General features: G+C 69.6%; 11 protein-coding genes. 5 read left to right on the forward strand and 6 right to left on the reverse strand.

Annotation, left to right across the window (positions count from 1 at the left end):
- Positions 1-10: 10 nt before the first annotated feature.
- Entirely contained in the window at positions 11-886 is an 876-nt protein-coding gene (locus tag EER30_RS40515) for a helix-turn-helix transcriptional regulator (RefSeq protein ID WP_127507099.1), read from the reverse strand.
- Between the two features lie 131 nt (positions 887-1,017).
- On the opposite strand from EER30_RS40515, the gene EER30_RS40520 reads away from it, so the two are divergent.
- On the forward strand, positions 1,018-1,923 hold the full coding sequence (locus EER30_RS40520) for an oxidoreductase (RefSeq protein WP_127507101.1): 906 nt from the start codon (positions 1,018-1,020) through the stop codon (positions 1,921-1,923).
- Between the two features lie 653 nt (positions 1,924-2,576).
- Here the strand turns inward: EER30_RS40520 and EER30_RS50110 are convergent.
- The 3 genes from EER30_RS50110 to EER30_RS40545 are packed head-to-tail and all read right to left on the reverse strand — an operon-like array spanning position 2,577 to position 5,283.
- A complete protein-coding gene (locus tag EER30_RS50110; protein WP_432417592.1) occupies positions 2,577-3,887 on the reverse strand; it encodes a DUF222 domain-containing protein in 1,311 nt (436 codons plus the stop codon).
- Positions 3,884-4,471 (reverse strand): helix-turn-helix domain-containing protein, encoded by a 588-nt coding sequence (locus tag EER30_RS40540; RefSeq protein WP_127507103.1) that lies wholly within the window; start codon positions 4,469-4,471, stop codon positions 3,884-3,886. Before EER30_RS40540 ends, EER30_RS50110 begins: the two co-directional genes overlap by 4 nt.
- On the reverse strand, positions 4,468-5,283 hold the full coding sequence (locus EER30_RS40545; RefSeq protein ID WP_127507104.1) for a hypothetical protein: 816 nt from the start codon (positions 5,281-5,283) through the stop codon (positions 4,468-4,470). Before EER30_RS40545 ends, EER30_RS40540 begins: the two co-directional genes overlap by 4 nt.
- 109 nt (positions 5,284-5,392) lie before the next feature.
- Here EER30_RS40545 and EER30_RS40550 point away from each other — a divergent pair, with 109 nt between their 5' ends.
- The gene (locus EER30_RS40550) at positions 5,393-6,157 is read left to right on the forward strand and encodes a class I SAM-dependent methyltransferase (RefSeq protein ID WP_127507106.1); all 765 of its coding nucleotides are present in this window, start codon (positions 5,393-5,395) and stop codon (positions 6,155-6,157) included.
- A 5-nt stretch (positions 6,158-6,162) separates the two neighbouring features.
- Here EER30_RS40550 and EER30_RS40555 read toward each other — a convergent pair whose 3' ends face one another.
- Complete coding sequence (locus EER30_RS40555; protein WP_127507108.1) at positions 6,163-7,260, reverse strand: GGDEF domain-containing protein; 1,098 nt, start codon at positions 7,258-7,260, stop codon at positions 6,163-6,165.
- A gap of 159 nt (positions 7,261-7,419) precedes the next feature.
- On the opposite strand from EER30_RS40555, the gene EER30_RS40560 reads away from it, so the two are divergent.
- The 3 genes from EER30_RS40560 to EER30_RS40570 all read left to right on the forward strand — a co-directional run bounded on the left by EER30_RS40560 (position 7,420) and on the right by EER30_RS40570 (position 11,883).
- Entirely contained in the window at positions 7,420-9,300 is a 1,881-nt protein-coding gene (locus tag EER30_RS40560; protein WP_127507110.1) for a Na+/H+ antiporter NhaA, read from the forward strand.
- Between the two features lie 80 nt (positions 9,301-9,380).
- Positions 9,381-10,091, forward strand: a complete 711-nt coding sequence (locus EER30_RS40565) for a SprT-like domain-containing protein (protein WP_127507112.1) — start codon at positions 9,381-9,383, stop codon at positions 10,089-10,091.
- A gap of 43 nt (positions 10,092-10,134) precedes the next feature.
- Positions 10,135-11,883, forward strand: coding sequence for a ThuA domain-containing protein (locus EER30_RS40570; RefSeq protein ID WP_127507114.1), 1,749 nt, complete (start codon positions 10,135-10,137; stop codon positions 11,881-11,883).
- A 40-nt stretch (positions 11,884-11,923) separates the two neighbouring features.
- Here EER30_RS40570 and EER30_RS40575 read toward each other — a convergent pair whose 3' ends face one another.
- Complete coding sequence (locus EER30_RS40575; protein ID WP_127507116.1) at positions 11,924-13,723, reverse strand: hypothetical protein; 1,800 nt, start codon at positions 13,721-13,723, stop codon at positions 11,924-11,926.
- Positions 13,724-13,787 lie beyond the last annotated feature (64 nt).

Here is a 13,787-nt window from a genome sequence, read left to right on the forward strand (position 1 = left end):
AGGCGTCTTCCTAGGAGGAGTGCTTGTCGGCCAGCGCTGAGCGGGTCGCGTGCAACGACGCCAGGAGCTGCAGCCGGTCTGCGTCGGCGCTGCCCGGCTCGGCGGTGAAGACCAGTATGACCGGGCCGGGGTTTCCCGGCAGTGGGTAGGTGTCCCAGTCCAGAACGATGTCGCCGACCTCGGGAACCCGGAAGGTCTTGGTGCCGCTCACCGACTCGCGTACGTCGTGCCGAGCCCACAGCCGCCGGAACTCCGCGCTGCGGATGCTCAGCTCACCGACGATCGCGGTGGCGCGGGGGTGAGTGGGGTCGGTGGCGACGGCGGCGCGCATCATGCCGATGTAGTCCAAGGCCTGCCGCTCCCAGTCCGGGCAGCTCCGCTCGCCGGTCAGCGTGTCGTCGAACATCAGCAGGAGCATGTTGAGCCGGTCGGGCGGGTAGGCGTCCGGGTCGCCGAGCAGCGCCTCCGCCATCGGGTTCCAGGCGAGCACGTCGAGGTGGCGGCCGAGCACGACCGCCGGAGTGTCCATCACCCGCAGCAGCCGCCGTGTGCTGTCCGGCACCCGTTCCGGACCGTGGTCCACCCGGGCGGGCATCGGCCGGCGGGCGGCGTGGGCCAGGGTGAACAGGTGCCGGCGCTCCTCGTCGTCGAGGCCGAGCGCGGCGGCCAGCGCGTCCAGGATGTCGTCGGACGGGCGTACCTCCCGGCCCTGCTCCATCCGCTGGTAGTAGTCGGTGCTCAGCCCGGCAAGCAGGGCCAACTCCTCGCGTCGTAGCCCGGTGACCTTGCGCCGGCCGCCCGGCTCCAGGCCGACATCGTGTGGATGCAGCCGACTGCGCCGGGCGCGCAGGAAATCTCCGAGCTCACGAGCGTACGGATGGGTCATGACCCAAGTGTGCCGCCTCGCCGGGCGCCCTACCTAGGTCCCGCAGACCTAGGTAACAAAGGACGACCGAGCCGGCTCGCGTTGCGCCTAGCGTCGTCGGCCTACCGCACCGACACTCCCAGGAGCAGCAGATGACCGGATGGATCGCCGACCGCATCCCCGGCCAGCACGGCCGGATCGCCGTCGTGACCGGCGCGAACTCGGGCCTCGGCCTGGTCACCGCCACCGAACTGGCACGTCACGGCGCCCACGTCGTACTCGCCGTCCGCAACACCGCCGCCGGCGAGCAGGCCGCCCGCCGCATCGGCGGCGACGTCGAGGTGCGTGAGCTGGACCTGGTCTCCCTCGCCTCCGTGCGGGCCTTCGCGGCGAAGCTGGCCGCCGACCACCCGGTGATCGACGTGCTGGTCAACAACGCTGGCGTGGTGCTGCTCGGGCCCCGCCGCACCTCCGCCGACGGCTTCGAGCTGCAACTCGGCACCAACATGCTGGGCCACTTCGCGCTGACCGGCCTACTGCTCGCCAACCTGGCCGCGGCGCGCGAAGGGCGCGTGGTCAGTCTCAGCTCGATCACCCACAAGAACGCGCACCTCGATTTCGACGATCTGATGTTCGAGCGTGACTACCGGGCCGCTCCCGCCTACGGCCGGTCCAAGCTTGCCACCACGATCTTCGGTATCGAACTGGACCGTCGCTTGCGCGCCGCCGGATCGCCGATCGTCAGCGCGCTGGCCCACCCTGGCCTTACCCGCACCAACCTAACTCCACGTGCCTGGGAACACCGGGGCCGGTTCGGGCAGCTGATCGCCTGGGCCGGCCTGCTGGCCACCCAGCCGGTGGAGCAGGGCGCGCTGCCGCAGCTGCGCGCCGCGACCGAGCCCGGTGTGCGGGGCGGCCAGTTCTTCGGGCCGTCCGGGTTCTGGGAGACGCGAGGCCGGGTCGCCGAGGCCCGGCTCAGCCAGGAGGCCGCCGATCCAGTCGTCGGCAAGCGGCTCTGGGCAGCGGCCGAGAAACTGACCGGCGTCAGCTACCTCTGAACCCGCAGTCACCGACCGATCGGCGGCGACCCTCAAACGTCTCGACCAGCCGCCGGATGCACTCTTGCCCTGCTGCCCCGGTCAGCCCGTCGACCTGCGCGGTAGCCTCGTCGAGCAACACCACACCCGGGCGGCGCGAAGCGCGGCTGGGTCAGCGCGATCCACCGCCGTTGCTCGCCGAAGAGATCGGTGAAGACCAGCGGCCTGAGTCAGCATCTGGCCAGTATCCGTGAAGACCCCACCGGGCGTCCTGCGCGATCGGGCATCCGCACATCGACAGATGAATGCGCCGCTGATGCTCGTAAAGCGCATGCCGGGTCGAGGGTGATCAGGCGACGGCTCTTCGCAGTCACGGGCGGCCCGATAGTGATGAGCCGGCCGTTGGCGACGCAGCTGCTCCACCTGCTGACACCGGTGTCGAGATCCGCACGACCCAGCCCGGGGGTGCCCGGGTCCCGAAAGGCGCCTGGTGAACAGGCTCACCCAGCCCCCGACGCGCTCCGTCTGCGGAATGATCGAGTGCACAACTCGGCAGTTCGGGCGACGCTCGGTACGGGTGGCTGGCCACGGCGCGTGAAACTCCTGGCCCGGCGCGGTTCACGCGGAGGAATGCCAGGTTGTCCAGTTCTGTCACGCGGACGTCGGTCCAATGTTCATATGGTGCCCGCCGCTCCATCGTGGAGGACGATCGCAGCCGGGGTGAGCGCATCCGCGGTCGCGAAGGTGCAGCGCGCGGCGTAATGCACCGCTGACCAGGCGTCGGCTGCGCCCGAGGTCGAGAATCTGCCCCGCGCCCCGAGAACCGCGGGCAGAAGGCGCGCCTCGCAGGCCAGCCGCCGCACCACACTGCCCGGCAACCGTTGGCCTGTGTCCGTAGTACCAACCCCGAGGGCATGCCGTCCCGGCGAACTCGTATCGCTAGTGGCGGGAACCGTGTCAAGCCCCGGACCCGCGTCGTCGGAGTCAGCGCGCGAGTCTGCGTCAGGCTGCACGTCCGCGTCGGTGCCTGTGCCTTCGTTGGCACGAGGATGATGGGCATCGGCCGGACCGACGTTCAGGGCGTTGGCAAGCACGTCGTAGGGCACGGTCACTGTGATCTGGGGTGGTTCGCCGCCTTCTTCGGGCAGCGCCGCGGTGCGGAGAGCCGAATTGCAGATTTCGACCAGGGCGTCCGCGCGGCGCTGCGCCATCGGGCGGTCGTCGCCAGGGATGGGACGGCAGAGCGGGTGCAGAACGGCCTGAACGATGGCGGCGGCTTCGGCGTCGAGCAGACCCGATACTCGCACCAAACCGTCGACGGGCAGGGCGAGGGTGAAACCGCGGCGTTTGTGGGCGCGTTCCTGCTGACGTTCCAGGAAGACTTCGTCGGCGCGGTCGGACAGGTCCGGGGCGGCGTAGGCCAGGATCCGGTCACCGACCTTGCGCAGCTGGTAGGCCGGGAGCTGGCCGGCCATCTTGATCATCGTGGCCCGGGCCCGTTCCCCTATCTCGCGTATCTCGGCGAGGCTGATCGGATCGTGGCGGCCGGACTGGTCGTCGCCAGTGGAGGTGCCGTCCGCGCTCAGGTCGAGTTCGGCGAGGGTGTCGGGGATGCCGTCGATCGTCGCCGCGATCACCGTTGCCTGGCTCAGATCGACCTCGCCGACGATTACTGCCTGTTCGATCGCGGGCTCGCGGGCCAGTGCGTCGGCGGCGCCGGCGAGCTCCCGCGCCGGCTGTGGATCAACGCACAGCAGCGCACGCAGCCAGGAGGGAACGGTGCGAAAACCCTGACGCCTGGGCAGGCCATGACTGGCGGCCTCGCGCACCATGCGCGCCTGCGACACCTTGACGGCCTGCTCCAACCGGTAGGCCGTGCGCAGCACGAAGACCAGATCGTCGTCGGGCAGCGGCCGCAGCTCGGCCGAGGCAAGCGCTTCCGCGTCCTTTCTCAACTGCTGCAGGTCTGCCTTCACGAGGATCACTTCCGTGACCCCGTACTGGCTCTGATGTGGAACCGTTCGCCCTGTGGGCCGAGAATGCTGAGGATCTCGACGGGGTGCTCGTCCGCGTGGCCGAACCAATGGGGCAGGTGGGTGTCGAACTCGGCGACCTCGCCGCTTTCGAGGATGAAGTCCTGGTCGCCGAGCACGATGCGCAGGCGTCCGTTGAGCACGTAGAGCCAGTGGTAGCCCTCGTGGGACCGCGGTTCGGGTTCCGGGCCGGTGAGGCCGGCGGGCAGCACTTGCTTGTACGCCTGCAGGCCGCCGGGTTTGCGGGTCAGCGGCACGACGGTCATGCCGTTGTGGGTGGTAGGCCGCAGGTGCACGCGCGGGTCGAGCCCGGGTGCCGACCCGATGAGCTCGTCGAGCGGCGTGCGGTAGGCCTGCGCCAGTGGCAGCAGCAGTTCCAGCCCGGGTCTGCGGTGTCCGGATTCCAGCCGTGACAGGGTGCTGGTCGCGATGCCGGTGCTGCCGGCCAGCTCCGCCAGGGTGATGCCACGGCGTAAGCGCAGCTCACGCAGTCGCGGCCCGACCGCGGCCAGCACCTCGTCGAAGTCCTCGTTCATGATCCACCACTTTTCCGGGGCGGGCGGAACTGCCGAACCGTGGGACGGCGGGCCGCGGCGGCCTGCGAGCGCAAGACGGGCACACGGGCGAGTTCGGCCGAGCCGGCGAGCCCGTTGTCGGCCGAGAGCAGGGAGAGAAGCCGTACAGGATGGCCTGTCTCGGCGGCGGCCTGGAACCGGTGGTGGCCGTCGAGCAGGAAGTGGGTCAGCGCCCAGTGGGTGTGGTGGTCGGCGCCCTCGGCCGTGGCGGGCTCGCTGACGTCGAGGACCGAGACGGCCACCCCGCTCAGGCTCTGGCCCGCGTCGAGGTCGGCGATGTACTTCTCGACCTGGGCGCGCTCGTTCCACGAGGGCGGCACCATCGGCACGACGAACTCGTAGAAGTGGGCGTCGGCGCCGACGGCCGTCTCGAAGGTGCGGTAATAAGGTGTGCGCGGGTAGACCGGCAGACCCCAGAACGAGTCGAGGCCCCAGGTGTCGACCTGCTCCTCGGCGAAATAGTCGCCGGGGGACGACGGGTGGACCAAGCGCGGGCGCAGCTCGAGCCGCATCGGCTGGTAGTCGCCGCGGGGCAGCAGCGCGCCGAACGCCTCGATCGGATCGTCGCCGTCGGCGGTGAACGTCTCGGTCGAGCCCTCCTGCCGCTGGAACAGGATCTGGCAGATGCCGCACCAGTAGGACAGCTCGAAAGCCGGTTTCTCGTCGACGAAGAGAAGGCGTCGCGGGTCGGCCTGATCGAGCGCGGCGGAGAAACGAAGCCGCGGCCGGTCGGCGTCACCGAGGGCTCGCAAGGGTTCCACTGTCAGCAGCACGGCGCCCACGATAGGACTCTGTCGAGCCGCCCGCGGGCGGCCTGTGGACAACTCCGGGCCTGTGGACAACGAACTCGCCGGACGGCCGCCGGCCGCTAGGTTTGCGCCCATGAACCCACGGATCACCCCCATCACGGAGGCCAACCGCGCCGGGTGGAACAGCATCGCCGGGCGCCGCGAGGGGCGCCCGCTCGAGCAGTTCCGGGCCGGCGCGGTCGGTCTGGAGGATTTCGAGCGTGAGCTGGCCGGCGACGTGCGAGGCCGCCGGGTCCTGCAGCTCGCGTGTTCGTTCGGCGACGAGGTGCTGTCCTGGGCCAACCTCGGCGCCCGGGCGATCGGCGTCGACATATCAGATGTGGCGATCGAGCACGCGCGGCGCCGGGCCGCCGAGGCGGGCATCGACGCCGACTTCCGCCGGGCCGACATGTTCGACCTGCCGGCCGACCTGGTCGACCTCGATCTGATCCATCTGAGCTGGGGTGCGATCTGCTGGGTGCCCGACCTGGCGGTCTTCGCCGGCATCGTGGCCGGGCGGCTGCGTCCGGGCGGCTCGGTGCTGCTGTGCGACCACCATCCCGCCTGGGAGGTTCTCGCCGTCCGCGGCGACAACCAGCTCGCGGTGGCCGGCGACTACTTCGGCCGGGAACAGCATCGAGCGACGACCGACGACGCCAAGCTGCCGATCGGTGCCAACGGCGAATCGCCGCTGCGGGCGTTCGTGTGGCCGGTGAGCGACGTCGTGATGGCTCTGATCAATGTCGGTCTCGAGCTCGAGGCGTTCTTCGAGGCCCCGGCCCCTCAGCTCTACGCCGGGCTCGGCGCGGCCGCTGACGCGCTGCCCGCCTGTTACGTGATCAAGGCGACGGCGCCATGATCGGGCTACGCGACCCAGGGGCGTTTGGCGCGGTGGCGTTGCTTCGTGCGGTACATGTCGGCGTCGGCGGCGGAGGCCAGTTGGGCGAAGTCGCTGCTGCTCACGCCGTAGGCGTAGCCGATGCTCGCGCCTACCTTGCACGGCCCGCCGCGGGTCTCGATCGGCTCGGCCAGGGCCTCGTGGATGCGTTCGGCCGTGCCGCGCAGGACAGCGTCGGCCTGGTCGCCGCTGACCACTACGACGAATTCGTCGCCGCCGGTGCGGGCCAGCAGGTCGCCGGGGCGCACCAGCGCCGCCATCCGCGCCGCGACCGTGCGCAGCACCTCGTCGCCGGCGTCGTGCCCGCCCGCGTCGTTGACGGTCTTGAAGTCGTCCAGGTCGATCACCATCACGCCGACCTCGACGCCCGAACGGCCGGCCAGTTCGTCGGTGAAGGCGCGCAGCAGCGACCGGTTGGCCAGGCCGGTCAGCGGGTCGTGGGTGGCCGCGTGGTGCAGCCGGGCGCGGCTCTCGGCCAGCTCGTGGTGCAGCTTCGCGTGGTGCACCGCCGTCGAGGCGTGCTGGGCGAACAGCTCGAGCATCTCGCGCTGCACCGGGCCGGGCCGGCGCCCGTCGCGCGGCAGGTCGACGCTGAGCACCCCCACCAGGTCGCCGGTCGGCAAGGTGAGCGGGGCGAACAGCATGTCCTCGGGGTGCCAGCCGTCGGAGTCGGAGGGCAGCGGCAGCGTGCTCGACGTCCAGGTGATCATGGCGTCGGGGCGGGCGTGGTTGTGGTCGAGGAAGTAGAGCGAGCCCCACTGCTCGGCCTTGCCGAACAGCTCGTCCCAGTTGTCGACCGTTGTCCGGGTGCCCAGCAGCGACTTGCGGATCTCTTCCGTGCCGTCCACCGACACGACCGTGAACTGGCCGTCGTCCTGCAGCACGTTGACCACCGCGCACTCGAAACCCGAGGCCTTGGTGACGCCGTGCACGATCGCGTCCATGGTCGTGGTCAGGTCGAGGCTGGCGTGCACGGCCTTGCTCACCTCGTGCAGGGTCCGCAGGCCGTCGAGCTGCGCGAGGGCGTCGGACAACTGCGACGAGAGATCCTCGATGCTGGTCAACCCGCCTCCAGAAAACCCCGCCGCAAACGCCGCCGCGCACCTGAACCTGAGATCTTAACCAGACGCCGGTCACGCGGGAGCGTTCGACCAAAATGTTCTTGGATAGGCGCTGGTCACAGAGTGTGGAAAGGTCGCCTGTCGCATGCTTGTGTAAGTCCCGTGAGCGACGTCGACGAAATCACGACCACCCGGTGGACGCACCGGGTTGCCACCCCGCTCCGCGCGTTCCTGAGCACCGAGGCGGGCAGCGCCGGGGTGCTGGTCGCCTCGATCGTCGCCGCGCTGATCTGGGCGAACATGTCCGATTCGAGCTACGAGACGGTCTGGCACACCGAGCTGAGCATCCAGTTCGCCGACCAGCGCCTCGACCTTGACCTGCGCGAATGGGTCAACAGCGGCCTGATGACCCTGTTCTTCCTGGTCGTGGGCCTGGAGGCGCGCCGCGAGTTCGATCTGGGCGACCTGCGGGACCGGCGACGCTTCGTGCTGCCCGCGCTGGCCGGGATCGTCGGCATGGCCCTGCCGATCAGCATCTTCCTCGCGATCAACCACGGCGGCCCGGGCGCGGCGGGCTGGGGCGCGGCCATGTCGACCGACACGGCGCTGGCGTTGGGCCTGCTCGCCCTGGTCGGCCGGCACATCCCCGTACAGGCCCGGCTGTTCCTGGTGACCGTGTCGGTGGTCGACGACGTGGTCGCCCTGGTCGTGATCGCCGCGGCCTACTCCGACGACATCAGGGTCGGGCCGCTGCTGCTCGCGATCGGCATCTTCATCGTGACCCTGGTGATGATCCGCGTCGGCATCCACAGCGGCTTCATCTATCTGCCGTTCTGCGTGGTCATCTGGGGGGCGACGCTGGCCAGCGGCATCGACCCGGTCGTCTCCGGCCTGGCGATCGGGCTGGCCGCGGCCGCGTACACACCGGCGCGGGGTGAGCTCGAACAGGCCAGCGACCTGTTCCGGTCGTTCCGTGAGCAACCCACGCCCGAGTTGGCCCGATTCGCCCGGGTTGGCCTGCTGCGCACGCTGTCGCCCAACGACCGCCTGACCCGCACGTGGTCGGGGGTGTCGAGCTACCTGATCGTGCCGCTGTTCGGCCTGGCCAACGCGGGCATCTTCATCGACGGCGACTTCCTGGGGCGCGCGCTGATGTCCAAGGTCACGCTCGGCGTCTTCCTGGCCTACGTGGTGGGCAAGCCGGTCGCCATCGCCGGCACGTCGGCCGTGGTCAGCTGGCTCAGCCGGGGCCGCATCCGTCCCGGCGTCGGCTGGGCGTCCGTGCTCGGCACCGGAACGATCGCCGGCATGGGCTTCACCGTCTCGTTCCTGATCGCGAACCTGGCGCTCGAGGAGCCCGAACTGTCCGAGGCGAAGCTCGGCCTGCTGATGGCCATCGTCGCCGCCTCGTTGATCACCTGGGCCGTCTTCGCGCTGACCAACCGGCTGCCCAAGCCGCGCAAGGCGGTGGCCCTGCTCGGCGACGTCGAGGAGATCGTCGACCTGATCCCCGACGTCGACCCCGGCCGCGACCACGTGCGCGGCCCGGCCGACGCGTCGGTCACCCTCGTCGAGTACGGCGACTTCCAATGCCCCTACTGCGGCCGCGCCGAGCCGGTCGTCCGCGAGCTGATGACCGACGACGACCTGCGCTATGTCTGGCGGCACCTGCCGCTGGCCGACGTGCACCCGCAGGCCCAGATCGCCGCCCAGGCCGCCGAGGCGGCGGGCCTGCAGGGCAAGTTCTGGGAGATGCACGACCTGATGTTCACCCGGCAGGACCACCTGCGCATCGCCGACCTGATCAAGTACGCCGGGGAGCTCGGCCTCGACCAGGACAAGTTCCACCAGGACATGATGCTGCCGGAGTGCGCCGACCACATCACCGCCGACCTCGAGTCGGCCGACCTCAGCGGCGTCTCCGGCACCCCCACGTTCTTCATCAACGGCCGTCGCCACTACGGCGCCTACGACGTCGAGACTCTCCAGCTGGCCATCCGCACCGCCCGCATCCGGGCGAAGATCGCCGCGAAGCGCCGATGACCAGGCTGGGCGCCCGGCACCACGCGTGGCACCATCGTTTGGCGTCACCGACGCACGAAGCACTACGGGGAGCACCGAGGTTGGAACTGCACGCAGCCCGAGATCTCGCCAACGGCCTGATCAAACGTCACCGGCTGACCGGCTGGCGCCTGGTGTTCGACAACGCCAAGACCCGCGCCGGGGTGTGCCGCTTCGACCGCAAGGAGATCGGCCTGTCCCGCCCGCTCGTCGCCCTCTACGACGCCGAGCAGGTCACCGACACCGTGCTGCACGAGATCGCGCACGCCCTGACCGGCCCGGGCCACGGCCACGACCGCAAGTGGCGCGCCACCGCCCGGCGGATCGGCAGCTCGGGCGAGCGGTGCATGCCGGCCGACGCGCCCAGCGTCGAGGGCCCGTGGGTCGGGGTCTGCCCGGCCGGTCACCGCACCACCGCGCACCGCCGGCCGGTCCGCGTCAAGTCGTGCCGCGACTGCTCCCCCGGCTTCTCCGCGTCCGCGATCTACACCTGGACGTACAGAGAGGGCGCGGCGGAACTCGACCCGCGTTACGAGGCCGAGCTCGCGCGGATCCGGGCCGGCCGTACCCGAACCGTGCCGCCGGTGCCCGTACAGGTCGGCGAGCGGGTGCGGCTGACCGGCACGGGCAAGTACGCCGACCTGCCCGGAACGGTGGTCAAACGCGGACGCACCCGCTACCAGGTGCAGACCCGCGCGGGCCTGCTCAGCGTCGCGTTCACGGCCGTCCAGCGTGTGCCGCCAACAGACGAAACCCGTACCGGGCATCGATAGGCGGTGATTGACCGGCGTGGAGATCCAATGTTAACTATCGGTCATGGGCCTGGGTCGAATCGGTAACGCGTTCTGGACAAAAGCCGCAGCCTCTCTCTTGCTCGTCGGGGCGTCGCTGGCCATACCGGCGACGCCCGCCGCCGCGGCCGGTCCGCTCAGCGACGTGCTGGTCTTCTCGAAGACGGCCGGTTTCCGCCACTCGTCGATCCCGCGGGGCATCGCCGCGATCCAGCAGCTCGGCGCCGAGAACGGGTTCACCGTCACCGCCACCGAGGACGCCGCCCAGTTCACCACCGCGAACCTCGTCCGCTACCAGGCCGTTGTGTTCCTCTCCACCACCGGTGACGTGCTCAACGACGCACAGCAGAGCGCCTTCGAGGCGTACGTCAACGGGGGTGGCGGTTTCGCCGGGGTGCACGCCGCGGCCGACACCGAGTACGACTGGCCGTGGTACGAGAACCTGGTCGGCGCGTACTTCCACTCGCACCCGGCCAACCAGACCGCCACCGTACGGGTCGAGGACCGCGGCAACGCCTCGACGGCGCATCTGCCGCAGGCGTGGTCGCGCTACGACGAGTGGTACAACTACCGCACCAACCCGCGGTCGACCGGCGCCAAGGTCCTCGCCACGCTCGACGAGAGTTCCTACAGCGGCGGCAACATGGGCGCCGACCATCCGATCACGTGGTGCAAGTCGGTCGGCGCGGGCCGGGCCTGGTATACCGGACTGGGCCACACCGACGAGTCGTACGCGGAAGCGAACTTCCGGCGGCAACTGCTCGGCGGCATCCAGGTCGCGTCCGGCAGCCGGGCCGCCGATTGCCGGCCCGAGAGCGGCTACACCCCGCTGTTCGACGGCACCCAGGCCAGCCTCGACCAGTGGCGGCAGGCCGGGCCGGGCGGCTTCACGCTCGCCGACGGCACGATCAGCTCGCAGGGCGGCATGGGTCTGCTGTGGTACCCGGTGCGGACCTTCGCGAACTACTCGCTCAAGCTCGACTGGATGATGCCCGGCGACGACAACGGCGGCGTCTTCATCGGCTTCCAGGATCCGCAGGGCGACCCGTGGAAGCCGGTCGACCAGGGCCACGAGATCCAGATCGACGCCACCGACAACGACCCCTCCCGTACGACCGGAAGCGTCTACAGTTTCGCGGCGCCGAACCCCGCCGTGCGTGACGCCGCGCTCAACCCGCCCGGCTCGTGGAACACGTACGAGATCGGGGTCCACGGCCAGCGGGTCGAGGTGTGGCTGAACGGCGTGAAGGTCAACGACTACGTCAGCAACCGCAACATCTCCGACGGCTACATCGGCGTGCAGAACGACGGCGCCGGGCTCGACATCAGCTACCGCAACATCCGGATCAAGACCGACGGTCCCCAGCAGCCCCCGGGCGTCGATCTGGCCCGCGGCGTACGCGGTGTCGCCTCCAGCGTGGAGCCCGGCAGCCTGCACCTGGCCGCGAACGCCACCGACGGCGATCTGAGCACGCGGTGGGGCAGCGCCTACTCCGACCCGCAGTGGCTGCGCCTCGACCTGGGCCAGGCGCGCACGATCAACCGGGTGAAGCTGACCTGGGAGACGGCGTACGCCCGCGCCTACCAGATCCAGACCTCGGCCAACGGTCGCAACTGGACCACCGTGTACGCCACCACGACCGGCGACGGCGGCGTCGACGACATCGCCGTCACCGCGTCGGGGCGGTTCGTCCGCGTCCTCGGCACCCAGCGCGCGACGGGCTGGGGCTACTCCCTCTACGACCTGAACGTCTACGGGCCGGCGCTGGGGTGACCGCCCGGCGCTATTCGGGCAGTTCGTCGGCAGTCCATGCCTACCCACGCTGCGCGTGGCGGGCTGAGTTGCTTTCGGCCAGGTTCCGCACTGTCTCAGCGACGAGGACGTTGACCGGTACCTCGCGCAGGAATCGCTCCTGTTGATCGGGTGAGAGCGATCGGGCCTTTCGGCGAACCTCGGCTGCAGCACGGCGGACCGCGTTCCTGGCGGCGACAATGTCGCCTCTAGCAGCTAGCACGATGGCGTGATGGACCAACACCTCTTCCGCGTTGACGGCGGCCAGAGCCCACTTCGCTTCGCGGAGGTGAGCCACTGCGGCGTCACTGGCGAGTAAGGCAGCATCCAAGTCACCGTTTAAGAGCTTGAGGCGTGCAAGGAGCGACAGTGCGACGACCTCACTACGCAGCATGCCCGTTCGGCGGGTCTGGCCGATCACTCCATCTATCGCCTGTTCGACGGTGTCCAGGGTGCCGCCTTCGCGTGGCCCTTCCAGGAGCGCGGCGATGTAGAGATTCTCCACGAGGGAGGCAAGGTTCGCCTGCCAATGCCGTGCGGTAGCGGCGCGCGCCTCGTTGAGCAGCGATAGTCCTGTTGGGTCGCGTAGCCGGACGACCCGGAGCCAGCCGAGGTACGCCAGATTGACCGCATCCCATGCACCGACCTCTCGGCCCGCCGCCAGACCTACGACCTCTTCGAGCGTCCGTTGTCCAGCTTCCACCTGCCCGATACCCAACTCTGCCTGCGCGAGATAGTTGAGGCCAATCGGCAGCAAACCGAGCGTTCCGCGCTCGCGGATGTTGCCGACGGCATCGCGCAGTCTGACGACGGCCGGTCCGAGGTTGCCGGCGTCCATAAGATTGACGCCGATCTGGAGGTAGAGCATGTCTCGCGCGCGAATGATCACCGGATCATCGCTGAGCCTGACGGCAGGATCGGTCTCAGCAATCTGCGCTGCGGCCAACAGCACATCGATTCCAGCGGCAACGTCAATCTTCGGAAGCTGGCGGCCGTACTCACAGCCGGCCAGGAGCTGGCTCACACCGTCCCCGCTGGCAACGGCTGCTTCCCAGGATTCGCGTAGCGGTCCGAGAGCTTGGTGCAAACCCTGCGTGTAGAGCAGGACTTTCCCGTATAGGTAACGAACTCTCACCCGCAAATTGGTGTCCTGCGACTCGTCCGCCGCCGCGATAGCATCCCGGGCGAGACGCTCGGTGACATTGGTGCCGTCCGGCTCGCGTTCGGCATTCCAATCCAGCTCGGTCGCCGCCAAGAGAAGTTCCAGGAGCTGCGCTCGGATCCGGGCCGCCTCGCCCTGTCGGCCACGACCTTCAAGATCTTCCAAACCCTGTCGGCAGATTGCCGCAACCTCCCGGATCGAGGCACCTGTGCTGGCAAGACTGCATGCCGCCTTGTGGGCGCTCCGACCGGCACCGACGTTGTCGTCTCCGGCACGGTAATGCCGTGCAATGTCCAACAATAGACCGAGAGGCAATGACGACCGGGCCTGTTGGCTGATCCTCTCCAGCTCCGCAGCGATCGCTCGGTGCCGGCGGCGCCGCTGCCCGGCGCTCTGATCGTTGTACAGCGTCTGTTGCAGCAGGCCGTGTTCAAAGCGATAGCCGTCCGAATCTGCCCCTACAGCGGGTCCGAGAGCATCGTCGGCTTCGATGAGATCGGTCTCGCGGACCAGGCGAAAGAGCTCGCCCAGCTTCGACATGTCGTCGCGCAGGCGGGCGCGCAGGTCGTCGACGCGGCTACGGTCGGCGCGGTCGTTGCTGGCCGAGGCGGTCCACAGCGAGATGACCAGGGCCAGGCAGGCGGCCAGCACGGTCGTCACCTCACCGGCCCGCCGCAGGTTGACGCCCCGAACCCGAGTCCGGGCGGCCGAGGCCCAGCGTCGC

Origin of the sequence: Actinoplanes solisilvae, from assembly GCF_003999975.1 — a bacterium.
Taxonomy (GTDB): domain Bacteria; phylum Actinomycetota; class Actinomycetes; order Mycobacteriales; family Micromonosporaceae; genus Actinoplanes; species Actinoplanes solisilvae.

Excerpts from the sequence above, each read along its gene's own strand:
- EER30_RS40515 (WP_127507099.1), bottom strand. The coding sequence starts at position 886 with ATGACCCATCCGTACGCTCGTGAGCTCGGAGATTTCCTGCGCGCCCGG.
- EER30_RS40550 (WP_127507106.1), top strand. The coding sequence starts at position 5,393 with ATGAACCCACGGATCACCCCCATCACGGAGGCCAACCGCGCCGGGTGG.
- EER30_RS40540 (WP_127507103.1), bottom strand. The coding sequence starts at position 4,471 with ATGAACGAGGACTTCGACGAGGTGCTGGCCGCGGTCGGGCCGCGACTG.
- EER30_RS40520 (WP_127507101.1), top strand. The coding sequence starts at position 1,018 with ATGACCGGATGGATCGCCGACCGCATCCCCGGCCAGCACGGCCGGATC.
- EER30_RS40570 (WP_127507114.1), top strand. The coding sequence starts at position 10,135 with ATGGGCCTGGGTCGAATCGGTAACGCGTTCTGGACAAAAGCCGCAGCC.